General features: G+C 61.0%; 19 protein-coding genes. 15 read left to right on the top strand and 4 right to left on the bottom strand.

The features are described 5' to 3' along the window. Positions 1 to 4 precede the first annotated feature (4 nt). The 9 genes from P3S72_RS05880 (at position 5) to P3S72_RS05840 (ending at position 9,836) form a co-directional block, all read left to right on the top strand. Complete coding sequence (locus P3S72_RS05880; protein ID WP_276196596.1) at positions 5 to 1,453, top strand: alginate O-acetyltransferase; 1,449 nt, start codon at positions 5 to 7, stop codon at positions 1,451 to 1,453. 8 nt (positions 1,454 to 1,461) lie between these two features. Continuing rightward, complete coding sequence (locus P3S72_RS05875) at positions 1,462 to 2,571, top strand: mannuronate-specific alginate lyase (protein WP_276196595.1); 1,110 nt, start codon at positions 1,462 to 1,464, stop codon at positions 2,569 to 2,571. 223 nt (positions 2,572 to 2,794) lie between these two features. After that, positions 2,795 to 4,327 carry an MBOAT family protein gene (locus tag P3S72_RS05870; RefSeq protein WP_276196594.1) on the top strand — a complete coding sequence of 511 codons (1,533 nt, stop codon included), beginning with the start codon at positions 2,795 to 2,797 and terminating at the stop codon, positions 4,325 to 4,327. Positions 4,328 to 4,338: 11 nt separating this feature from the next. Further along, positions 4,339 to 5,523, top strand: coding sequence for an alginate O-acetyltransferase (locus tag P3S72_RS05865; RefSeq protein WP_276196593.1), 1,185 nt, complete (start codon positions 4,339 to 4,341; stop codon positions 5,521 to 5,523). A 16-nt stretch (positions 5,524 to 5,539) separates the two neighbouring features. Further along, a complete protein-coding gene (locus tag P3S72_RS05860; protein WP_247403357.1) occupies positions 5,540 to 6,193 on the top strand; it encodes an alginate O-acetyltransferase AlgF in 654 nt (217 codons plus the stop codon). Between the two features lie 221 nt (positions 6,194 to 6,414). Continuing rightward, positions 6,415 to 7,866: a mannose-1-phosphate guanylyltransferase/mannose-6-phosphate isomerase gene (locus P3S72_RS05855; RefSeq protein ID WP_276196592.1), complete on the top strand. Its 1,452-nt coding sequence runs from the start codon at positions 6,415 to 6,417 to the stop codon at positions 7,864 to 7,866. 276 nt (positions 7,867 to 8,142) lie between these two features. Then, positions 8,143 to 8,607, top strand: coding sequence for a multidrug transporter (locus P3S72_RS05850; protein WP_276196591.1), 465 nt, complete (start codon positions 8,143 to 8,145; stop codon positions 8,605 to 8,607). A 14-nt stretch (positions 8,608 to 8,621) separates the two neighbouring features. Next, positions 8,622 to 9,434 carry an SDR family oxidoreductase gene (locus P3S72_RS05845; RefSeq protein ID WP_276196590.1) on the top strand — a complete coding sequence of 271 codons (813 nt, stop codon included), beginning with the start codon at positions 8,622 to 8,624 and terminating at the stop codon, positions 9,432 to 9,434. Further along, positions 9,435 to 9,836, top strand: coding sequence for a DUF4440 domain-containing protein (locus P3S72_RS05840; protein ID WP_276196589.1), 402 nt, complete (start codon positions 9,435 to 9,437; stop codon positions 9,834 to 9,836). Positions 9,837 to 9,890: 54 nt separating this feature from the next. Here the strand turns inward: P3S72_RS05840 and P3S72_RS05835 are convergent, their stop codons facing one another. The 4 genes from P3S72_RS05835 to P3S72_RS05820 are packed head-to-tail and all read right to left on the bottom strand — an operon-like array spanning position 9,891 to position 14,675. Further along, a complete protein-coding gene (locus P3S72_RS05835) occupies positions 9,891 to 10,751 on the bottom strand; it encodes an HlyD family secretion protein (RefSeq protein ID WP_276196588.1) in 861 nt (286 codons plus the stop codon). Positions 10,752 to 10,761: 10 nt separating this feature from the next. Continuing rightward, positions 10,762 to 10,962: a DUF1656 domain-containing protein gene (locus P3S72_RS05830; RefSeq protein WP_071486049.1), complete on the bottom strand. Its 201-nt coding sequence runs from the start codon at positions 10,960 to 10,962 to the stop codon at positions 10,762 to 10,764. Beyond that, a complete protein-coding gene (locus P3S72_RS05825; RefSeq protein WP_276196587.1) occupies positions 10,952 to 13,153 on the bottom strand; it encodes an FUSC family protein in 2,202 nt (733 codons plus the stop codon). The genes P3S72_RS05830 and P3S72_RS05825 overlap by 11 nt, the downstream gene beginning before the upstream one ends. A gap of 10 nt (positions 13,154 to 13,163) precedes the next feature. Beyond that, positions 13,164 to 14,675 (bottom strand): efflux transporter outer membrane subunit, encoded by a 1,512-nt coding sequence (locus P3S72_RS05820; RefSeq protein ID WP_276196586.1) that lies wholly within the window; start codon positions 14,673 to 14,675, stop codon positions 13,164 to 13,166. A 182-nt stretch (positions 14,676 to 14,857) separates the two neighbouring features. On the opposite strand from P3S72_RS05820, the gene P3S72_RS05815 reads away from it, so the two are divergent. The 6 genes from P3S72_RS05815 (at position 14,858) to P3S72_RS05790 (ending at position 20,506) form a co-directional block, all read left to right on the top strand. Continuing rightward, a complete protein-coding gene (locus tag P3S72_RS05815; protein WP_276196585.1) occupies positions 14,858 to 15,826 on the top strand; it encodes a LysR family transcriptional regulator in 969 nt (322 codons plus the stop codon). 134 nt (positions 15,827 to 15,960) lie between these two features. Then, a complete protein-coding gene (locus P3S72_RS05810) occupies positions 15,961 to 17,415 on the top strand; it encodes a PAAR domain-containing protein (protein ID WP_276196584.1) in 1,455 nt (484 codons plus the stop codon). After that, positions 17,412 to 18,026: a hypothetical protein gene (locus P3S72_RS05805; RefSeq protein ID WP_276196583.1), complete on the top strand. Its 615-nt coding sequence runs from the start codon at positions 17,412 to 17,414 to the stop codon at positions 18,024 to 18,026. Before P3S72_RS05810 ends, P3S72_RS05805 begins: the two co-directional genes overlap by 4 nt. Beyond that, entirely contained in the window at positions 18,023 to 18,631 is a 609-nt protein-coding gene (locus tag P3S72_RS05800) for a hypothetical protein (protein WP_247400096.1), read from the top strand. The genes P3S72_RS05805 and P3S72_RS05800 overlap by 4 nt, the downstream gene beginning before the upstream one ends. After that, positions 18,628 to 19,236, top strand: coding sequence for a hypothetical protein (locus P3S72_RS05795; protein WP_247400094.1), 609 nt, complete (start codon positions 18,628 to 18,630; stop codon positions 19,234 to 19,236). Before P3S72_RS05800 ends, P3S72_RS05795 begins: the two co-directional genes overlap by 4 nt. Positions 19,237 to 19,531: 295 nt before the next feature. After that, complete coding sequence (locus P3S72_RS05790) at positions 19,532 to 20,506, top strand: D-glycerate dehydrogenase (protein ID WP_276196582.1); 975 nt, start codon at positions 19,532 to 19,534, stop codon at positions 20,504 to 20,506. Positions 20,507 to 20,579: the final 73 nt, after the last annotated feature.

The following is a 20,579-nucleotide window of genomic DNA, read 5'->3' as shown; positions in this document are numbered from 1 at the left end:
CCTTATGCACCCACACATGATCAAACTGCTGAGCCTCTCGGGTCTGACCCTCGGCCTGCTTGCGGCCAGCCAGGGCGTGCGCGCCGACGAAATCAAGGCGCCGACCTTCAGCGCCGAACCGTGCTGCAGCCTCTGCCCGGCGGCGCATGACGCGAAGAACTACACCACGCGCTATCAGCAGAACTTCACCACCCTGGTGCAAGCCCAGGGCGACTGGCTGTTCCGTACCCAGGAAGACCTGCGCACCGAATTCGACACCAGCCCCGCCGGCTACAAACGCATGCAACAACTGCACGATGCGTTCAAGGCCAAGGGCGTGGAACTGGTGGTGGTCTACCAACCGACCCGTGGCCTGGTGAACCGCAATAAGCTCAACCCCGAGGAAAAAGCCACGTTCGATTTCGACAAGGCCCTGGGCAACTACAAAACCATGCTCGGCCGTTTCGCCAAGATGGGCTACGTGGTGCCGGACCTGTCGCCGTTGACCAACGAGCAGCTCCCGGATGAATTGCCGGCCCACGACTTCTACTTCCGCGGCGACCAGCACTGGACCCCTTACGGCGCCCAGCGCACCGCAAAAATCGTCGGCGCCAAAGTACGTGCGATGCCCGAGTTCGCCGAGATTCCCAAGCGTGAATTCGAGACCAAGCGCTCCGGGCGCATGGGCAAGACCGGCACCCTGCACAACATGGCCGGGCAACTCTGCGGCACCAGCTACGCGATCCAGTACATGGACCAGTTCACCACCGAGCCCAAGGGCGAAGCGGGCGACGGCGACCTGTTCGGCGATTCGGGCAACCCGCAGATCACCCTGGTCGGCACCAGCCACAGCGGCAAGAACTACAACTTCGCAGGCTTCCTTGAACAGGAAATCGGTGCCGACATCCTCAACGTCGCCTTCCCCGGCGGTGGCCTGGAAGGCTCGATGATCCAGTACCTGGGCAGCGACGAATTCCAGAAGAGTCCGCCGAAGATCTTGATCTGGGAGTTCTCGCCGCTGTACCGCCTCGACCAGGAAACCATCTATCGCCAGATGATGTCGTTGCTGGACAACGGCTGCGAAGGCAAGACCGCGCAGATGAGTGCCAGCGCCACCTTGAAACCCGGCAAGAACGAATTAATGGTCAACAGCTCGAACAAAGACCTGCGCAACGTCAACCATCAGGTCGATATCCGCTTCGCCGATCCGTCGGTGAAAACCTTGCAAGCCACCCTCTGGTACATGAATGGGCGCCACGAGGACATCAAGATCGAGAAACCCGAAACATCCGATACAGACGGGCGTTTCGCCTTTGAACTGCGCACCGACGAAGACTGGGCCTCGCAGAACTTGCTGGCCGTGGAAGTGCAGGGCCCCGAAGCGGGTGCTGCCGCGCAAAAAGTCGAAGCGAAAATTTGCACACGCAACGTATTCCCCGCAGGTGGTCAACAGACTGCCTCTACCGGGCAATGAGGTTACCTATGCAGAAGTTATTGATCCCTACCTTACTGGGCCTGGCGATGTTCGCTGGCTCCGTGAATGCCGCCGCGCCGCTGCGCCCGCCCCAGGGCTACTTTGCACCGATCGAGGCGTTCAAGACCGGCGACTTCAAGGACGGCTGCGACGCGATGCCGACGCCCTACACCGGCTCGCTGCAGTTTCGCAGCAAGTACGAAGGTTCGGACAAGGCGCGCTCCACGCTGAACGTGCAGTCGGAAAAAGCCTTCCGCGACAGCACCGCCGACATCACCACGCTGGAAAAAGACACCAGCAAGCGCGTGATGCAGTTCATGCGCGACGGTCGCCCGGAACAGTTGGAATGCACCTTGAACTGGCTGACCAGCTGGGCCAAGGCGGATGCGTTGATGTCCAAGGACTTCAACCATACCGGCAAATCCATGCGCAAATGGGCGCTGGGCAGCATGGCCTCGGCCTATGTGCGCCTGAAGTTCTCCGACTCGCACCCGCTGGCCAACCACCAGCAGGAATCGCAGCTGATCGAAGCCTGGTTCAACCGGCTGGCCGATCAGGTGGTGAGCGACTGGGACAACCTGCCGCTGGAAAAAACCAACAACCACTCCTACTGGGCCGCCTGGTCGGTGATGGCGACGTCCATCGCGACCAACCGTCGCGACCTGTTTGATTGGTCGGTGAAGGAATACAAGGTCGGCGTCAACCAGATCGACGACCAAGGCTTCCTGCCGAACGAATTGAAGCGTCAGCAGCGCGCCCTGTCGTACCACAACTACGCCCTGCCACCGCTGTCGATGATCGCCAGTTTTGCCCTGGTCAACGGGGTGGACCTGCGCCAGGAAAACAACGGCGCGCTCAAACGCCTGGGCGACAAGGTGCTGGCCGGGGTCAAAGACCCGCAGATCTTCGAGCAGAAGAACGGCAAAGAGCAGGACATGAAGGACCTCAAGGAAGACATGAAATTCGCCTGGCTTGAGCCGTTCTGCAGCCTCTACACCTGCGCGCCGGATGTGCTCGAGCGCAAACATGGAATGCAGCCGTTCAAGACCTTTCGCCTGGGGGGTGACCTGACCAAGGTCTACGACCCGACACATGAGAAAGGCAACAAAAGCCACTGACGAAACGCGGTTTAAAAAGAAATGTGGGAGGGGGCTTGCTCCCGATGGCGGTGTACCAGTCGCCATCTGTGTTGAATGACACACCGCTATCGGGAGCAAGCCCCCTCCCACATTTCTGACCGCATTTCGACAGTGAGAACGCAATACAACCTCCCCCCGGATTCGTGGGGGGGTTTGGGGGGGCTCCGGCCCTTGACTGTTGGTTAAACGTGGAGAGATCGGGATGGTTTTCTCGTCCAATGTGTTCCTGTTTCTGTTCTTGCCGATCTTTCTCGGCTTGTACTACTTGAGCGGGCAACGCTATCGCAACCTGCTGCTGCTGCTGGCCAGCTACGTGTTCTACGCCTGGTGGCGAGTGGACTTCCTGGCGCTGTTCGCCGCCGTCACGCTGTGGAACTACTGGATCGGCCTCAAGGTCGGTGCCGCCGGCGTGCGTACCAAGCCGGCCCAACGCTGGCTGCTGCTGGGCGTGGTGCTCGACCTGTGCATCCTCGGCTACTTCAAGTACGCCAACTTCGGCGTCGACAGCATCAACGTGATGATGAAGTCAGCGGGCCTGGAGCCGTTTATCCTCACCCACGTGCTGTTGCCGATCGGGATCTCGTTCTACATCTTCGAGTCCATCAGCTACATCATCGACGTGTATCGCGGCGACACCCCGGCCACGCGCAACCTCATCGACTTTGCGGCGTTCGTGGCGATCTTCCCGCACTTGATCGCCGGCCCCGTGCTGCGTTTTCGCGACCTGGCCGACCAGTTCAACAACCGCACCCACACCCTCGACAAGTTCTCCGAGGGCTGTACGCGGTTCATGCAGGGTTTCATCAAGAAGGTCTTCATCGCCGACACCCTGGCGGTGGTGGCCGACCATTGTTTCGCCCTGCAAAACCCCACCACCGGCGATGCCTGGCTCGGTGCGCTGGCCTACACCGCGCAGTTGTACTTCGACTTCTCCGGCTACAGCGACATGGCCATCGGCCTGGGCTTGATGATGGGTTTCCGCTTCATGGAAAACTTCAAGCAGCCGTACATCAGCCAATCGATCACCGAGTTCTGGCGGCGCTGGCACATCAGCCTGTCGACCTGGCTGCGTGACTACCTCTACATCACCCTGGGCGGCAACCGTAAAGGCACGCTGACCACCTACCGCAACCTGTTCCTGACCATGCTGCTTGGTGGCCTGTGGCACGGTGCGAACATCACTTACATCGTGTGGGGCGCCTGGCACGGCATGTGGCTGGCCATCGAGAAAGCCATCGGCCTCAACACCTCGCCGCGCAGCTTCAACCCGGTGCGCTGGGTCTTCACCTTCCTGTTGGTGGTGATGGGCTGGGTGATCTTCCGTTCCGAAAACCTGCACGTCGCCGGCCGCATGTACGGCGCGATGTTCAGCTTTGGCGAGTGGTCGCTGTCGGAACTCAACCGGGCCAACCTCACCGGCCTGCAAGTGGCAACCCTGGTGGTGGCCTACGCAACCCTGGCGTTCTTTGGCCTGCGCGACTTTTACCGCAACCGCCCTGCCGAGAAAACCAAGCCGGCCGACCCGAGCCTGATCAAGGCAGTGCCTGGCGACGACCCTGGCAGCATCCACCAGCCAGATTTCACCGTCGGTAAAGACGCCGCCGTACAACCGGCCTACTGGACCGCTGACTGGCCACGCTACGCCATGCGCGCAGCGGTGCTGCTGCTGTTCGTGGCGTCGATTCTCAAACTGTCGGCGCAGAGTTTCTCGCCGTTCCTTTACTTCCAATTCTGAGGGAGCCGACCATGACCCGTTCATTTCGCGTCCTCTATATCGCGCTGTTTCTCTTGGTGCTGCTGGCCCTGGGCGCCTGGTCGATGCGCAGTTTCTTCGGCTTCAACACCAATGCCGACGCCACCGTGCTCAATGGTCGCTGGACCAAGGCCGTCGAGACGCACTACGACGACCAGTTCCCGATCAAGCGCATCGGCACCAACCTCTGGGCTGCGCTGGACTACAAGCTGTTCAATGAAGGCCGCCCTGGCGTAGTGCTGGGTCGCGATCACTGGTTGTACAGCGACGAGGAGTTCAACCCGGCCGTCAACGAAGACCAGAACCTGGAGGGCAACTACGCCCTGGTCGAAGGCGTGCGCCAGAAGCTCAAGGCCCAAGGCATTCAACTGGTGATGGCGATCATTCCGGCCAAGGTACGCCTGTATCCGGAGCACCTCGGTGAGGTGAAACCGGCGAGCATCCACGCCAACCTGTACCAGGACTTCCACGCCCGTGTCGCCGCCGACAAGATCCTCGCCCCCGACCTACTTGGCCCGTTGCAACAGGCCAAGCTCGGCGGCCAGCAAGTGTTCCTGCGCACCGACACCCACTGGACCCCGGACGGTGCCGAAATCGCCGCCAAGCAACTGGCCAAGGCGATTGCCGCCAAGACCCCACTGAGCGGCGAGCCGCAGCGCTTTGTCACCGAGGCCGAGACAACCGCCCCGCACAGTGGCGACCTGCGTCTGTTCCTGCCGCTGGACCCGCTGTTCGAAAACCTGATGCCGCCCAAGGAGCCGCTGGAAAAACGCGTCACGCGCCTGGCCGAAACCAAAGGCGACGACGCGCTGTTCAGCGACAGCGAAACCCCGGTGGCACTGGTCGGCACCAGCTACAGCGCCAACCCCAACTGGAACTTCGTCGGCGCGCTCAAGCAAGCCCTGGGCAGCGATGTCATCAACTACTCCGAAGACGGCCACGGCCCGATCCTGCCGATGCTCAGCTACCTCAAAAGCGAAGACTTCAAGAACAGCCCGCCGCAGGTGCTGATCTGGGAGTTTCCTGAACGTTATCTGCCCGTGAACAACGAAATCGGCGATGCCGACCCGCAGTGGGTTGCGCAACTTAAACAAGCCGGTACGCGCCAACAGAACATGGCACTGAACACCCCAGCTAAACACCCAAAATCCGAGACGCCCGACCGGGCGCAAAACTGAAAGAGAGGTAACTCACATGACTTTCACTACGACTCCGCGTCGTCTCGCCAAGACTCTGGCCCTGGCTGCCGGCATGAGCCTGGTATCGATGTCCGCCTTCGCCGGCGACGCGGCCTTGTACGGCCCTGTCGCACCGAAAGGCTCCAGCTTCGTGCGTGTCTACAACGCCGCCAACCAGGAAGTCAGCGCCACCGTCGGCAGCACCAACCTGAGCGAAGTGGCCCCACTGGCCAGCAGCGACTTCAGCTTTATGCCCGGCGGCGACTACAGCGCCAAGGTCGGCAGCCAGTCCGTGTCAGTGAAACTTGCCGCCGACCACTACTACACCCTGGTCAACAACAGCAGCGGTCAGCCCCAACTGATCGAAGAGCCGCCGTTCAAGAACAAACAGAAATCCCTGGTGCGCGTGCAGAACCTCAGCGACAGGGCCCTGACCCTGAAAACCGCCGACGGCAAGACCGACGTGGTCAAGGCCGTGGCCGCCAAGAGCCGTGGCGAACGTGAAATCAACCCAGTGAAAGTCAGCCTGGCGCTGTACGACGGCGACAAGAAAGTCGGCGACGTGAAGCCGGTAGCCCTGGAGCGCGGTGAAGCAGCGGTGCTGTACGTCACCGGCTCCGGCAGCAGCCTGTCGCCAGTGTGGGTCAAGCGCCCCGTGTCGACCCGCTAAACATTTCTCGGACTGACAGCAACCCACTGTAGGAGCGAGCTTGCTCGCGAAAATCGCCAATGATGACGCGGGCATTCTGGATGTACGCGGTGTCTGGGAGTTCTTCGCGAGCAAGCTCACGCCTACAGAGGACAGAGGCGTCAGTCCGGCCCGAGACAAAAACAAGAGTGAAACGACAAACCTTCGTAGCTCTGACCCAAATCGATTCAAGGAGAAACAGCATGATCCCAGTAATCCTTTCCGGTGGTAGCGGCTCACGTCTTTGGCCGCTTTCCCGTAAACAGTTTCCTAAACAGTTCCTGGCCCTGACCGGCGAGCACACGCTGTTCCAGCAAACCCTGGAGCGCCTGGTATTCGATGGAATGGAATCCCCCATCGTGGTCTGCAACAAAGACCATCGCTTCATCGTCAACGAGCAACTGAGCGTGCGCAAGCTGGAAACCCAGCGCATCCTGATGGAGCCCTTCGGCCGCAACACCGCGCCGGCCGTGGCGCTGACCGCGATGATGCTGGTCAATGAAGGCCGCGACGAGCTGATGCTGGTGCTGCCCGCCGACCACGTGATCGACGACCAGAAAGCCCTGCAACGCGCCCTGGCCCTGGCCACCGTGGCCGCCGAGCGCGGCGAGATGGTGCTGTTCGGCGTACCGGCGACCCGTCCGGAAACCGGTTATGGCTACATCAAATCCACCAACGACTCGCTGTTGCCCGAAGGCGTGAGCCGCGTGCAACAGTTCGTGGAAAAACCCGATGAAAAACGCGCCGTCGAGTTCGTCAAAAGCGGCGGTTATTTCTGGAACAGCGGCATGTTCCTGTTCCGCGCCAGCCGCTTCCTCGAAGAGCTGAAAAAGCACGATCCGGACATCTACGACACCTGCGTGCTGACCCTCGAACGCAGCGCGCAAGACGCCGACACCGTGACGTTCGACGAAGCCACCTTCGCCTGCTGCCCGGACAATTCCATCGACTACGCCGTGATGGAAAAAACCCAACGCGCCTGCGTGGTGCCGCTGAGCGCGGGCTGGAGCGACGTGGGCTGCTGGGCATCGCTGTGGGCGGTCAACGATAAAGACGTCAACGGCAACGTCACCAAGGGCGACGTGGTGATCCAGGACAGCAAGAACTGCATGATCCACGGCAACGGCAAGCTGGTATCGGTGATCGGCCTGGAAAACATCGTGGTGGTGGAAACCAAGGACGCGATGATGATTGCCCACAAGGACAAGGTCCAGGGCGTCAAGCAGATGGTCAACACCCTCAACGAACAGGGCCGCAGCGAAACCCAGAACCACTGCGAAGTCTACCGTCCGTGGGGCTCCTACGACTCGGTCGACATGGGCGGGCGTTTCCAGGTCAAGCACATCTCGGTCAAGCCGGGCGCGTGCCTGTCGCTGCAAATGCACCACCACCGCGCCGAACACTGGATCGTGGTCAGCGGCACCGCTGAAGTCACCTGTGACGAGAACGTGTTCCTGCTCTGCGAGAACCAGTCCACCTACATCCCGATCGCCTCGGTACACCGCCTGCGCAACCCGGGCAAGATCCCGTTGGAGATCATTGAAGTGCAATCGGGCAGCTATTTGGGTGAGGACGATATCGAGCGGTTTGAAGATATCTATGGTCGCTCGACCCCGATTGAGCGCGGTGTGTCGGTGAAAACGATCGCGCAGTAAAACAGTCGTATAAGAAGCCCTCGCCCAGGTCATTGCGTCCCCTATCCGCAGTGGCTTGGGTGGGGGCTTTTTGTTTTTGGGGTTGTGGTGGTGCTGAGGGCCTCATCGGGGGCAAGCCCCCTCCCACATTTGGACCGAGTACATCATTTGGAATGCGGTCGAATGTGGGAGGGGGCTTGCCCCCGATGGCGTCAGCCCAGCCACCTCACATCTCAAGGTAGCCAATCCCACCTACGCTTAAGTTAGGATGCTCGTTCCCTATTCGAGGTGGTCTCCATGTTTTTCGGCGTTCTACTGATCATCACCTGGCTGGTCCTGTTGCTGCGCTACCCGGCCAAGGCACTGCCGGTGTCGCTGGCCGCTGCAGTCGGCCTGGGCCTGGTCGCGGTGTGGGTGGTGTGGCTGGACAATCGCGAAGCGTCGCAACTGGCGCGCCTGGAGCTGCGCATCATCTACGCCCCACAGGACTGCCCCGCCGATCGCCCACTGAAACTGAGCCTGAACAACGGCAACGACGTACCGCTGACCGAACTGCGCTGGCGCGTCGCCGCCTATGCGCCGGGCGACACGATCAACCTGGCCGACAACGTCTACGCCGCCCCGCGCTATCGCGGCCCCGGCGAGTTGCAGGCCGGCGCCACCTGGGACGATTGCCTGCCCACCCCGCCGCTACGCCCTGGCTACCGCCCGCAAACCCTAGAGTTTCGCGCCGAGCATGTGCAAGGCAGCTTCTCGGACTGACAAAGGACTGATCCATGCCCAACGTACTCATCACCGGTTGTTCCAGTGGTATTGGTCGCGCCTTGGCCGAGGCCTTCAAATCCGCCGGCTTCGACGTGTGGGCCAGCGCCCGCCAACCGGAAGACGTCGCCCACTTGTCCGCCGCCGGCTTCAACGCCGTGCAACTGGACGTCAACGACAGCGCCGCCTTGCAGCACCTGGCCGAGCAGTGGGGCGAGCTGGATGTGCTGATCAACAACGCCGGCTACGGCGCCATGGGCCCGTTGCTCGACGGCGGCACCGAAGCGATGCAGCGCCAGTTCGCGACCAACGTATTTTCCATCGTCGGCGTGACCCAGGCGCTGTTCCCCGCGCTGCGTCGCGGTAAAGGCCTGGTGGTAAATATCGGCAGCGTTTCCGGGGTGCTGGTGACGCCGTTCGCCGGTGCCTACTGCGCCTCCAAGGCAGCCGTGCATGCCTTGAGCGATGCCCTGCGCATGGAGCTGGCGCCGTTTGGCGTGCGGGTGATGGAAGTGCAACCGGGGGCGATCGATACGCGTTTTGCAAAAAACGCCGGGGCCCAGGCTGAGTTGTTGATCAATGAGAAGTCGCCGTGGTGGCCGTTGCGCGACGGTATCCGCGCGCGCTCCCAGGCCTCCCAGGACAACCCGACACCGGCCAGCCAATTTGCCAACCACGTCCTGAAAGCCGTGCAACAACCAACACCGCCGCGGTTATTACGCGCGGGCAACGGCAGTCGAGCGCTGCCGTTGATGGCGGCGTTACTGCCCAAAGGATTATTGGAAAAAGTGTTGAAGCGACGCTTTGGTTTGAATGGGAGTTTATAAATGATCGACTACAGCGACTTTTTCGAAGAAGTGATCCAGACCCACGTCGAGATCGAACAATGGTTTGCCGGGGTTGCGCCCGAGGGCACCTTGCACAATTTGCTGGCGCGCTTCTCACCCGAGTTCAGCATGGTCGCCCCCGCCACCGGCACCCGGGTCAATGCGGCTGGGGTCAATGCCCTGTTCACTCGCCTGGGCGGCATGCGCCCGGGGTTGAAAATCACCTTGAGTGAAATGACCGGGATTGACCGCCATGCGCGGGGTGCCACGGTGACGTACCGCGAACACCAGGTCGATGACAGCGGCACCCGGACCGATCGCCGCGCCACCGTGGTGTTCGAGAAGCAGGCCAGCGGCGCGCTGCTATGGCGCCATCTGCATGAGACATTTATCAAGGCTTAACGCGGTCAATTGTGGGAGGGGCAAGTCGAATCGTCGCACCGCCCCTCCCACCTTTCAGTTCGGCGTTTGGTTGACGATCACCGTGCAGGTGATGCCGGCCGCCAACAACACGCCTTCCGGCACTTCATCGATATGAATCCGTACCGGCACCCGTTGCGCCAGGCGCACCCAGTTGAAGGTCGGGTTCACGTCGGCGATCAGCTCGCGGCTCTCGGGGTTGTCGCGGTCGTAGATGCCACGCGAGATGCTTTCTACATGCCCTTTCAACGTCTCGCCGCTCATCAACTGCATATCGGCTTTATCACCGACTTTGACGTGGGGCAGTTTGGTTTCTTCAAAGAAGCCATAGACCCAGAACGAGTTCATATCGACCACGGCCATCTTGGCTTCGCCGATGCGCGCGTAGTCACCGCGATGCACGTTGAGGTTGGTGACGTAGCCGTCGACGGCCGCCACGACTTGAGTGCGTTTCAAATTCAGTTCGGCGGCTTCCAGTTGTGCCTGGGCGTGCTGGTAGTCGGCCATGGCCGAGTCGGCGATGTTGCTGGCATCGTCGCGGTTTTCCTTGGAGATCACCAGCGCGTCGAGGTCGGCGCGGCGGTGGGCGTTGTCCTTGCGCATCTCCCAGGTGGCTTTACGTGATGCGACAAGGGCTTGCGCCTGTTTGACGGCGAGGCGGTAGTGCTCGGGGTCGATCTGCATCAGCAGGTCGCCCTTTTTCACCAACTGGTTGTCGCGCACCGGCACATCGACCACTTCGCCGGTGACGTCGGCGGCGACGTTGATGATGTCGGCACGCACGCGGCCGTCGCGGGTCCAGGGCGTTTCCATGTAATGCACCCACAGCGTGCGGCCAATCCAGATCGCCAGAGCCAGTACCAGCAAGGTCGCGAGCAGGCTGAAAAACTTTTTCATCGGGGCATTCTCAACGGTAGACGGTCAGCGCCAGGGCGCCGAACAGGCAAACGAACAGGCTCAGGCGCAGCAACGCCGGGTGCCAGAAAAAACGGTACAGGTCGAACCCGGCCAGGAAGCGGTCCAGCGCCCAGGCCAACCCCGCCGCGATCAAAAACATCAGGGTCATGGTCGGCATGTAAATGCCGTGGAACGCGATTTCACGAGGCATGCCCAGCTCCTTTCAACATAAGCGCGCCTTGGGGCTTGTAGGCCGCCAGCGGCGATTGCGGGTCCAGCAGCGAAGTACGGATAAAGTGCAGGTAGCTTTTCACCCGGCGCAGGGCCGAGGTATCGAAGTGCGGCGCGAAGGGTTCGTCGGTGGCCTGCACGCGGCTGATCGCGTGGTCGACGGCAATCAGCCCGCGCTCCAGGTTGCTGGCGCTGGGTTGCAGGAACAGGCGCACCAGGGAGCGGCCCATCACGCGGATCGCCTGGCGCCAGGGCTGGGATTCGGCATAGGCCGGGTGGACCGGCAGGATCGCCTGCTCCTTGCGCAGTTCGATGATCGCGTGGCCGACTTCCAGCACCACGAACATCCAGCGCAGCAGGTTGCGTTGCACTTGCGGCTGGCCGACGGCAAGGCCGTAGGCCTGGTGCAGCAGGTCGCGGGTGCGGCTTTCGAAACTCGACGCCAAGCCCTTGAGCTTGCCGCTGATCGCGTACACCACTTGCTCGCGCAGGTCCTGTTCCAGGCGGCGCCACAACCAGCGGCTGTTGGGCGGCAGGATGATCGCACCCGCCGCCGCGCACACCAGCATGCCGATGATCATGGCGATGTAGTCGTTGATGAAGGTGTAGGGGTTGTAGACCGTGAGGTTGTCCGGCACCGAACCGGTGCTGAAAAAGATCAGCAGGCCCACGCCGACCCCGGCGTATTGCGGGCGTGAGGCGAGGAAGGCACCAAGGATGATCACCGGCGCGAGCATCACGCACAGCAGCGGGAAGCCGTCGATCCAGGGAAACACGAAAAACATTTCGACGAAGCCCACCAACGCCCCGATCAAGGTGCCGCAGGCCATCTGGAACGCCATGCGTTTGGGGTTCGGCGTGGCGGCGGACAGGCCGACGGTGGCGGCGGCGATCATGGTCATGGTCGCGCCGCTGGGCCAGGCGGTCGCCACCCAGTAACTGCCGAGCACGATCAGGATGAACGACGCCCGCACCCCCGAGGCCACGCAGGCCAGCCAGTTGGTTTTGGGGATGAAGGTTTCGTCCCACTGTTCCCGCGCATGGCTGTGATCGGCCAGGGAGGCGTGGGTCTGCGCGTAGTTGTGCAGGTCATCGACGAAGCGGTAGAGCAATTCGTAGGCGGTATGAAAATCCAGCTGCTCGGCTTCGCTCGGGTTGCCTTCCTGGAAGATCGCTCGCAGGCTGCGGACCTTGGCGGGCAAGCCGTCCTTGTAGACGCTCAACTGGGTGACCAACCGCGCCGCGTCGGGGCTGGTGAGGGCGCGGCCGGAGAACCCGTCGAGCACTTCGGCCAAGTCCTGCAAACCCGGTTTGATTTCAGCGACGACGTGGTCTGCGGCATCGGCACGCAGGCGTTCGAGCAACTGGTGCAAGGCGTTGAAGCGCGTGGTGATGCTCATGAACTCGCTGTTGAGGCGGCTGAGCCGGCCGTTGCGCCGACGCATGTGCGGGTCTTCGAACACGGTGAGGCTGCGCAGGCCTTCCAGGCCGACGGCTTCGGCGATAAAGCGCACGTTGGTGCTTTCGAAGTTCTCGCGCTGGCTGCGCCCACGCAAGCCGTCGGTGACGAACAGCGCGAACACGCCAAACCGCTGGTACAGCGCGTTGCGCATGGCCGCACTGGAGGTCTGCGGCAGGATCGCTGCGCTGACCAACGTGGAGACGAGAATCCCCAGGGAAATTTCCAGCACGCGCCACACAGCCGCCATAAACGCTCCGTCCGGGTGGGCCAGGGACGGCAGGCCGACCATCGCGGCGGTGTAACCGGCGAGCACAAACCCATACGCGCGAAAGTTGCGGTTGCGCGTGGCGCCGGCGGTGCAGAGACCTACCCAGATCGCCAGCGAGCCGAGGAACAGCTCGGTGTTCTGCGCAAACAAGGCGATCAGAAACACCATCGCCGCCGACCCGGCCAAAGTACCGAGGAAGCGATAAAAGCTCTTGACGAACACCTGGCCGCTCTGCGGTTGCATCACGATAAACACGGTGATCATCGCGGTGCGCGGTTGCGGCAGTTCCAGGCGCATGGCCAGCCACAGCGTGACGAACGCGGCGATCAGCACCTTGAAGATGTACACCCAGGTCACGCCATCACTGCGTGCCCAGTCGAAAAAGCCACGGCGCCACTCAAGGGAATACAGCCAGCGCAGCGGTGCAGGCAAGGGAGTCATTAAATCCTACTCAGTGATCAAACACGGCGAGCGCCGCCGGGGTTTTGCTCGGGACAGTCTTGGTAGCTTGCGGAACATCGTTGCCAGCGCCAAGCCCGCCGCCCAGGGCGGTCACCAGGTCGGCATGGGCCGTCAGACGCGCGGCCTGCACCTGTTGCTCGACCTGCTGCTGGCGGAACAGCAGGGTCTGGGCGTTCAGCACATTGAGGTAGTCCGTGAGGCCGCGCTGGTAGGCGATCATCGCGATGTCGTAGGTTTTCTGCGCCGAGGCCACCGATTCCGCGGCGAAGCCCTGTTGCTTGTTCATGGATTCGCGACGGATCAACTGGTCGCTGATGCCCTTGAGTGCGTTGACCAGGGTCTGGTTGTAATGCGCCACGGCGACGTCATAGCCGGCGCTGGCTTCACCCAGTTCCGAACGCAGGCGGCCGCCGTCGAAGATCGGCAGGGTGATGGCCGGGCCGACGCTGTAGTTGAGTTTCTTGCCGGTCAGAAAGCTCAGCATGCCGCCGCCGGTGGCCACGTAGCCGAGGCTGCCGACCAGATCGACGTTGGGGTAGAAGCCGGCGTGCGCGACATCGATGCCACGCGCCTGCGCTGCCACCTGCCAGCGGCTGGCGACCACGTCCGGGCGCTGGCCGAGCAATTGCGCGGGCAAGCTGGACGGCAATTTAAGCGGCGCGCCGAGAGATAAGGTCGGACGTTGCAGGTGCGCGCCCTCGCCCGGGCCTTTGCCCGCCAATGCCGCCAACTGGTTACGGCTCAGGGCGATCTCTTCGTCCAGGGCATCGAGCTGGCGATGGGTCTCGGGCAACGGGGTTTCGGCCTGGCTTACATCGAAATGCGTACCGATGCCCGCGTTCAGGCGTTTATTCGCCAAATCGAGAATCTGCTGTTGCTGGGCCAGCGTGGCCGCGACGATATCGCGGTTGGCGTAGTGCAGCGACAGCTGGATGTAGGCGCGCACCACGTTGTTCTGCAGTTCGAGCTGGGCCTGGCGTGCTTCGGCCGCGCTCATGTGCGCCAGGTCAACGGCACGCTCGGTGGCGTTGCTTTCACGGCCCCACAGGTCGAGGGCGTAGCTGAAACCCAGGGAGGTATTGTTGTCCCAGGTGTTGGCACCGCTCAATGCACCCGGGCCGTAGAACTGATCGTTCGGCCAGTTGTGGCGTTTGAGGGTGGTGTCGCTGTTGATCTGCAACGACTCGGCCGACTCGGCAATCCCGGCCATGGCCCGCGCTTCACGCACACGTGCGGCGGCCATGGCCAGGCTCGGGCTGTCATGGGTGGCGAGTTCGACCCAACGGTTGAGTTGGGGGTCACCGTAGGCCTGCCACCATTGTGCTGTGGGCCAGTGGGCGTCCCGGGCGGCGCTCTGAATCGCCTCGTCGGTGGCCAGGGTATTGGCGTTGAGGGCCTGGTCTTGGGGGGCGATTCCTCCGGTTCCGATGCAGCCGCTGATTGCTAACGATAAGGCCCAAACACTGAGAGTCTTCAGCTCTCTGCTGATGCGACGCGGCACTGCTGCGAATTCCTGAGGTGGGTGATGCGGGGTAGGTGGCACAATTCTAGGACGCAAGGGGAATGGCGATAAGCTGGTATTCCTGTGAATCTTTATTACCGTTCAGGCGATAATCCCTTCGTAGGGATCACTGGTCTACGTAACTTTCTGTCACAATTTGTCATCTCCCTTGAGAACACCCCATGGACACTTTGCAAAACATGCGCGCTTTCAGTTGTGTGGCCGAGGCCGGCAGCTTCACCGCCGCCGCCGCACAACTGGACACTACCACCGCCAACATCTCGCGCGCGGTCTCCAACCTTGAGGCCCATCTGCAAACCCGCTTGCTCAACCGCACCACCCGTCGCATTGCGCTCACGGAAGCCGGTAAACGCTATTTATTGCGCTGCGAGCAAATCCTGGCCTATGTCGAGGAAGCCGAGGCCGAAGCCAGTGACGCCCACGCGCGCCCCTCCGGCCAATTGAAAGTGCACACCATGACCGGTATCGGCCAGCATTTCGTCATCGACGCCATTGCGCGCTACCGCCGCACTCACCCGGACGTGACCTTCGACCTGACCCTGGCCAACCGCGTGCCGGACTTGCTCGATGAGGGCTACGACGTGTCCATCGTGCTGGCCAGCGAACTGCCGGACTCGGGCTTCGTGTCCCAGCGCCTAGGCATCACCTACAGCATCGCCTGCGCGTCGCCGGACTACGTCAAGGCCAAAGGCTGCGCGCAACGGCCCAACGATTTGCTCAACCACGCCTGCCTGCGCCTGGTCAGCCCGGTCGTCCTGCTGGACAAATGGAGCTTCAACGGCCCCGACGGCCAGGAAAGTGTCGCGATCAACACATCACCGTTCCTGGTGAACTCGGCCGATGCGATGAAAACCGCCATCACCAGTGGCATGGGCGTCGGCCTGTTGCCGGTGTACGCCGCCATCGAAGGCCTGCGCAACGGCACGCTGGTACGGGTGATGCCCAACTACCGCTCCCAGGAACTGAACCTGTACGCCATTTACCCGTCGCGTCAGTACCTGGATGCGAAGATCAAGACCTGGGTGGAATACCTGCGCGGCTCGCTGCCGGAAATTCTCGCGGCGCATCAGGCTGAGTTGGTCGCGTATGAGTTGAGCGGCAGCCTGGGCGGCGTGCGGTTGGCGAACTGAAACTGACCGCTCCGACGCAGAGAACGATCATTACGGAGCTCACCTACACCAGACCAGGAAGCGTCTGACTTTTCGCTTCATCCCACCCTCCCTACCGTGGCCCTTCCTGAGGATTACAAAGGGATATATCTGGGATGGAGCGCTTTCACATCACGGTAGGGGACAGAACCACAGCTAGCGGTATCGTGCGCAGCGGTAGCGATCTCAGCAGCATTATCGACCAGGCTCAAGCGTGCGAAGGCGATCAGGTCTATTGCCCTGCCTGCAAAACAGTCGGCGTTATCGTCTGCGAAGGGCCACGGCTGGTAGATACAATAAACGGTGTCAACACGGCCTTGGACGGCGATATCTGTCGCTGCAAGTGCGACCCGCCGCCTCGGCTGATTGCCCATCAGACCATCAGCTCACAGATTATTGACGTGGCACCGCCCGCCGCGCAGCCTCGAAGCCGTGCAGCAGCACCAGAACCCACTAAAAGTGCGTCGCCTTCTGCTGCCAAATCCCCGCAGACGCCGCTCTCAACAAGCGCCAACAAAACGCCTGCGCCAACCTGCGAAAACCTTTGGCGTCAGTACCAGGACAGAGCCGAAGCTATCGTGGCACCCAACGGTGTACTGATCGCAGATCCCAAGGCGCGTAACCGCGCCATCAACTCAGCCTACGCCCAACTGTGGCGTGCGGACCCACGCTTTCAGTGGGCGGGCCTCGCGGCGTTCGCCTCCAAGCAGGTGGGCTGTGGATTGCTGCATGCGGCGCAATCAATTGAAGGCATTCAGGCTGAACATGAGGCACAAGAGCAACTGAAGAGAGATGCAAGAAAAGGTTTCTGGGGGCTGTTCAGCACTGAAGAGCGTGAACGGCGCGCCAAGCTGGGCGAGTACGAACAGCGCCAACGCGACTATGAACAGGCCCGGCGCAACAACCCGGTGCCCGGTATCGACTGGCGACAAGAGCAGGAACCGTTTTCTGCGGTACAGCAGCTTTACCAGCATGTATACGAAATGATGGCGATGGGCAATACCACGCTGTTTTTAGATGTGTATGCGCTGCATTTGTTTTTTAGGGAGCGGGGGTTGGAGCATTTTAAAACCTGCTTGCGTCTACGCAAAAATATTTATGGCGCTAATCAACCACCCGTGCTTTGGCCAGTTGGGTATGAAAAGCTCGAATTTGGCACGAACTATTCGGAAATTCTGCAAACCTTCGAAGCCATTGAGCGTGGCCATATTGCTAAAGCTGTTGAGAATATGGCCCTGCACGAACAGCGTAATATCCTCCAACCAACCCTCTACAGCGACACAAAACTGGTCAATCTGCTGCGAGCCAACCATTTATCCTACGTCACAGACATACCCTCCGGCGTCGCGCAGGCAATTGAACTGACGCTGACCAGCCAGTGCAGCCCAACCCTTGACGGGCGTAGCATCAGCTTCAGCAACTCCCCTTTCGCCGACCTGTCCGATATTCAACAACGCATGATCTTCGTGCTCAAAGCTGCAGCCCGGTTCAACGAACTACTGCAAAGCGCCGAACGCATTCGTATCGAACAGTCTATCGACGACATCGCCTTTGGCAGGAACCTGCAATGAGCCGACTGGCGACGTTAGGCTGGCGACGTGGCGTGCTCGGGCTGGTCATTACCTTATTACTGGCATGGACGGCGGCCCGCCTAAACGCAGACGATCCCGAAATCAGGCTGCTACTGGACGAACCTTGGGAAGAGATGCGTCGACGCTCCAGCGCGGATATCGACCCGGCGATTGCGGGGCACTACTGGGGGAGACAAACAAGGACTGATGCCCGCCTTCGTTTTATGGATCCTCAATACGGATTCGTGACGCCATTGGCTAGATTTTTCAGCATAAGTTTCGGCGAAGAACGCGTCACAGGTGTACGAATGTCCCCGCAAATCGAACCCTTACTGCTCGATGACACGCTCAAGGTCGTATTGGACTTACAGGAGCAGTGGCGCAAGGGTGGCTGGATACCCATTCATGAAAAGAGCGATCCGCCTTTCGCCGATACTCTGCAGTGGCGTGATCAGCTACGAGACGTGATGGGCGGTGGAACATCTTACTGGCAAGCAGCTGATCAATATCAGGTCATGCTGGTAGTCAATCGATTCAAGGATGATCGACACCCCACAGAAGAGCGCTATCTTATCAAGTTGGCCTTGGCAAACCCTTGGGTGCAACCATGAGCTTGAGCACAAACCGGCGACGTGGCGTGCTCGGGCTGGTCATCATCTTATTACTGGCGTGGTCAGCGATCAGCCTCTACGCCGACGAACCTGAAATCGCAGTGATGCTTGGCGAGCCATGGGAGGACATGCGCCAGCGGTCCAGTGCAGAAATCGATCCCGCCATCCCCGGAACATTTTGGGGGAGGCAAACGCGTACCGATGCACGCCTTCGCTTCATCGATCCTCAATATGGTTTTGTGACGCCAATGGCACGTTTTTTCACGGTGGCATTCAATCGCGAGCGGGTAGAGAACATTACGATGTCCCCTCAAGTAGAACCTTTGCTGCTGGATGACACACTCAAGGTTGTAATGGACCTACAGGGGCAATGGCGCAAAGGCGGATGGATTCCCATCCGGGTCAATTACAACCCGGAGCTGGCCGATACGCCTGAGTGGCGTGCCAAACTGAGAGATTCTGACGGTGGCGGGACGTTCTATTGGCAAGCAGGTGATCAGTATCAGCTGATGGTGGGCGTTCGTCGCTTCCATGACTACCGAAACCCCGACGAAGAGCGCTACCTAATCACTTTCCAACTGGCCACCCCGTGGGTGCAACCATGAGCTTGAGCACAAACCGGCGACGTGGAGTGCTCGGGCTGGTCATCATCTTATTACTGGCGTGGTCAGCGATCAGCCTCTACGCCGACGAACCTGAAATCGCAGTGATGCTTGGCGAGCCATGGGAGGACATGCGCCAGCGGTCCAGTGCAGAAATCGATCCCGCCATCCCCGGAACATTTTGGGGGAGGCAAACGCGTACCGATGCACGCCTTCGCTTCATCGATCCTCAATATGGTTTCGTGACGCCAATGGCACGTTTTTTCACGGTGGCATTCAATCGCGAGCGGGTCGAGAACATTACGATGTCCCCTCAAGTAGAACCGTTGCTTCTGGATGACACACTCAAGGTTGTAATGGACCTACAGGGGCAATGGCGCAAGGGTGGCTGGGTGCTCATTCATGAAGCGAGCAACCCGGAGCTGGCCGATACGCCTGAGTGGCGTGCCAAACTGAGAGATTCTGACGGTGGCGGGACGTTCTATTGGCAAGCAGGTGATCAGTATCAGCTGATGGTGGGCGTTCGTCGCTTCCATGACTACCGAAACCCCGACGAAGAGCGCTACCTAATCACTTTCCAACTGGCCACCCCGTGGGTGCAACCTTGAGCAACAACTGCGATGTGGCGTGCTCGGGCGGGCCATTACCTTACTACTGGCATGGTCGGTGATCCGTTTATTGATCGTTCCCACGCTCAGCGGGGGAGTGCGGCCCGGACGTTCTGCGTCTCGCTCGTGAAGCCGGGACGCAGAGCGTCACCGTATGCGTTCCCACGCACAGGAACGATCCTACGTGGTGTCTTTGCGTTTTTCGCGAGCAAACTCGCTCCTGCAGTGGTGTTGCGTTAACGGGATAAATGTTAGCTTGCTTGGCATTCTCCCGTAGTCGATGAGCCCGCCTGCAATGAAAAAGACTGTCCTCGCCTTCAGCCGCGTCACCCCGGAAATGATCGAACGCCTGCAACAGGATTTCGAGGTGATCGCGCCCAACCCCAAGTTGGGCGACATCAACGCACAGTTCAACGAAGCCCTGCCCCACGCCCACGGCCTGATCGGCGTGGGTCGCAAGCTGGGCCGCGCGCAGCTCGAAGGCGCGAGCCAACTGGAAGTGGTGTCCAGCGTGTCGGTGGGCTACGACAACTATGACGTGGCGTACCTCAACGAACGCGGGATCATGCTCACCAACACCCCCGACGTCCTCACCGAAAGCACCGCCGACCTGGCCTTCGCCCTGCTGATGAGCAGCGCACGCCGGGTCGCCGAGCTGGACGCATGGACCAAGGCCGGCCAGTGGAAAGCCAGCGTCGGCGCGTCGTTGTTCGGCGGCGACGTACACGGCAAGACACTGGGCATCGTCGGCATGGGCAATATCGGCGCTGCGGTGGCCCGTCGCGGGCGCCTGGGCTTCAATATGCCGATTCTGTACAGCGGTAACAGCCGCAAGACCGCACTGGAACAGGAACTGGGCGCGCAGATGCGCAGCCTGGATCAGTTACTGGCTGAAGCGGATTTCGTCTGCCTGGTGGTGCCGTTGAGCGAAAAGACCCGGCACCTGATCAGCCATCGCGAGCTGGCGCTGATGAAATCCAGCGCGATCCTGATCAATATTTCCCGCGGCCCGGTAGTCGACGAACCGGCGCTGATCGAAGCCCTGCAAACCCAGCGTATTCGCGGGGCGGGGCTGGACGTGTATGAAAAGGAACCGCTGGCCGAATCGCCGCTGTTCCAACTGAGCAATGCGGTGACCTTACCGCACATCGGCTCGGCGACCCATGAAACCCGCGCAGCCATGGCCAACCGTGCCCTGGACAACCTGCGCAGCGCCCTGCTCGGCCAACGCCCGCAGGACCTGGTCAACCCGCAGGTGTGGAAGGGCTGAGATAAGCCGACTTCATCGGCACATGCCCCTAAAGCCTGGGCCGATGAAGTCGATAACCTTCCATAGATGGCCC

The organism is Pseudomonas sp. D3, from assembly GCF_029320995.1.
Lineage (GTDB): Bacteria > Pseudomonadota > Gammaproteobacteria > Pseudomonadales > Pseudomonadaceae > Aquipseudomonas > Aquipseudomonas paraveronii.
Note: the sequence above shows the minus strand (reverse complement) of the source record. Positions and strands in the feature narration are given on the sequence as shown.

Coding starts and splice junctions, on each gene's coding strand:
- P3S72_RS05795 (WP_247400094.1), top strand. CDS start 18,628: ATGAGCTTGAGCACAAACCGGCGACGTGGAGTGCTCGGGCTGGTCATC.
- P3S72_RS05875 (WP_276196595.1), top strand. CDS start 1,462: ATGCAGAAGTTATTGATCCCTACCTTACTGGGCCTGGCGATGTTCGCT.
- P3S72_RS05830 (WP_071486049.1), bottom strand. CDS start 10,962: ATGCCTCGTGAAATCGCGTTCCACGGCATTTACATGCCGACCATGACC.
- P3S72_RS05800 (WP_247400096.1), top strand. CDS start 18,023: ATGAGCTTGAGCACAAACCGGCGACGTGGCGTGCTCGGGCTGGTCATC.
- P3S72_RS05870 (WP_276196594.1), top strand. CDS start 2,795: ATGGTTTTCTCGTCCAATGTGTTCCTGTTTCTGTTCTTGCCGATCTTT.
- P3S72_RS05880 (WP_276196596.1), top strand. CDS start 5: ATGCACCCACACATGATCAAACTGCTGAGCCTCTCGGGTCTGACCCTC.
- P3S72_RS05865 (WP_276196593.1), top strand. CDS start 4,339: ATGACCCGTTCATTTCGCGTCCTCTATATCGCGCTGTTTCTCTTGGTG.
- P3S72_RS05805 (WP_276196583.1), top strand. CDS start 17,412: ATGAGCCGACTGGCGACGTTAGGCTGGCGACGTGGCGTGCTCGGGCTG.
- P3S72_RS05845 (WP_276196590.1), top strand. CDS start 8,622: ATGCCCAACGTACTCATCACCGGTTGTTCCAGTGGTATTGGTCGCGCC.
- P3S72_RS05850 (WP_276196591.1), top strand. CDS start 8,143: ATGTTTTTCGGCGTTCTACTGATCATCACCTGGCTGGTCCTGTTGCTG.
- P3S72_RS05825 (WP_276196587.1), bottom strand. CDS start 13,153: ATGACTCCCTTGCCTGCACCGCTGCGCTGGCTGTATTCCCTTGAGTGG.
- P3S72_RS05815 (WP_276196585.1), top strand. CDS start 14,858: ATGGACACTTTGCAAAACATGCGCGCTTTCAGTTGTGTGGCCGAGGCC.
- P3S72_RS05860 (WP_247403357.1), top strand. CDS start 5,540: ATGACTTTCACTACGACTCCGCGTCGTCTCGCCAAGACTCTGGCCCTG.
- P3S72_RS05840 (WP_276196589.1), top strand. CDS start 9,435: ATGATCGACTACAGCGACTTTTTCGAAGAAGTGATCCAGACCCACGTC.
- P3S72_RS05810 (WP_276196584.1), top strand. CDS start 15,961: ATGGAGCGCTTTCACATCACGGTAGGGGACAGAACCACAGCTAGCGGT.
- P3S72_RS05855 (WP_276196592.1), top strand. CDS start 6,415: ATGATCCCAGTAATCCTTTCCGGTGGTAGCGGCTCACGTCTTTGGCCG.
- P3S72_RS05835 (WP_276196588.1), bottom strand. CDS start 10,751: ATGAAAAAGTTTTTCAGCCTGCTCGCGACCTTGCTGGTACTGGCTCTG.
- P3S72_RS05790 (WP_276196582.1), top strand. CDS start 19,532: ATGAAAAAGACTGTCCTCGCCTTCAGCCGCGTCACCCCGGAAATGATC.